Raw genomic sequence first — 1,764 nt, forward strand, 5'->3', positions numbered from 1 at the left:
GTCCCGTGACGACCGCGGTGGTTTCCAGCGGCGTGACGACCGCTCCGGTGACCGCCGTGATTTCCGGCGCGACGACAAGCGCGATGACAGGCGTGACGATCGTGGTGGTGACCGCGGGTTCGACCGGGGTGGTGAGCGCGGCGGCGAGCGTCGCGAGTTCCGGCCCCGCGACGACCGCGGCGGCTACCAGCGGCGCGACGACCGGCCGGGCTACCAGAAGCGTGACGATCGACCCGGCGACCGGCCCGGTTACCAGAAGCGTGATGACCGGTCGGGCGACCGTGGCGGCTACCAGCGGCGCGACGAGCGTTCCGGCGACCGCGGCGGTTACCCCCGCCGTGACGACCGGCCTGGCTACCAGCGTCGTGACGACCGGGGCGGCGAGCGCGGTGGCTACCCGCGTCGGGATGACCGGGGCACCGACCGCAGGGACGACCGTCCCCGCTCGGACCGGCCGCGTCAGGACCGGCCGCAGTACGACAAGCCGCGTTACGACCGCCGGGATGACCGGCGCGACGACAAGCGTGACGAGCGCAGCCGTGAGCGGGCCGCCCGGTTCCAGGACCGGGTCGCGAAGGTCGAGGACCAGCGCGTTGACGAGGACACCGCGGTCGAGGTCGACGAGTCGGTGACCGCCGGCGCGGCTGTTGTCGGGACCGGCGCCGAGGACAAGGCCGAGCGGGTCGCCGGTGCCGAGGACGACGCGGACGAGTCGGCCGAGACCGGGGCCGAGGACGAGACCGGGACCGGGACCGAGACCGGGACCGCCTCCGCGGACGGGATCGTGACCGAGGACGGCATCGGGATCGAGCGGGAGACCCCCGTGGCCTCCGCGAACGCCGAGGCCGACTCGGACTCCGGGAGTTCCGCGAACGCCGAGGGCTCGGAGCCCTCGGAGTCCTCTGAGCCCGCGGAATCCGGCGAGGGTCGCGAGCGGGTGTTCACCCGGGCCCGCACGCCCGAGCTGCCGCCGGAGGCGGACATCTCCGTGCTGGACCCCGAGGTGAAGCAGGAGCTGCGCGGGCTGCCCAAGGGCTTGGCCGAGATCGTCGGCCGGCACCTGGCGGCCGCGGGCATCCTGATCGACAGCGAGCCCGAGCTGGCCCTGGAGCACGCCCGGTACGCGCGGTCGAAGGCGGCGCGGGTCGCGGTGGTGCGCGAGGCCGCCGGGCTGACCGCCTACCACGCCGGTGAGTGGTCCGAGGCGCTGTCGGAGCTGCGGGCCGCCCGGCGCATGTCGCACGGGGCCGGGCACGTCGCGGTGATGGCCGACTGCGAGCGGGCGCTGGGGCGGCCGGAGCGGGCGATCGAGCTGGCGCGCGAGGCCCAGGGCCTGCCGCTGTCGGCGGAGGAGTCCGTCGAGCTGCGGATCGTGGCGGCCGGCGCCCGGCGGGACATGGGTCAGTTGGACGCGGCCGTGGTGGCGCTCCAGGGCGACGACCTGGACGCGAAGCGCCGGGACCCGTGGAGCGCCCGCCTGTTCTACGCCTACGCCGACAACCTGGCGGCGGCCGGGCGCACCGAGGAGGCCGTGCGGTGGTTCCTCAACGCCGCCCAGGCCGACGACGACAACGAGACCGACGCCGCCGAGCGCGCGTTCGACCTCAGCCCGCAGGACTGAGGTCCGCGGAGCTGAGCCCGTCGGACTGAGCCCGTCGGCGCGAAGCGACCGAAGTCACTCCCCGGAGGCCCGACACCGCACGGTGTCGGGCCTCCCGACATGAGGCAGTACCCCCCCACATAACCCGAAAGGAGGCGGCCCCG

At 74.9% G+C, this 1,764-nt stretch carries 1 protein-coding gene; it reads left to right on the forward strand.

Annotated elements, in window-relative coordinates:
- Positions 1-1,621, forward strand: a 1,621-nt coding sequence (locus ACFV4N_RS43405) for a hypothetical protein (RefSeq protein ID WP_499678538.1), incomplete at its 5' end; no start/stop codon positions are given.
- Between the last annotated feature and the right edge of the window lie 143 nt (positions 1,622-1,764).

This window comes from Actinosynnema sp. NPDC059797 (genome assembly GCF_042732085.1).
In the GTDB taxonomy this organism is placed as follows: Bacteria; Actinomycetota; Actinomycetes; order Mycobacteriales; family Pseudonocardiaceae; genus Actinosynnema.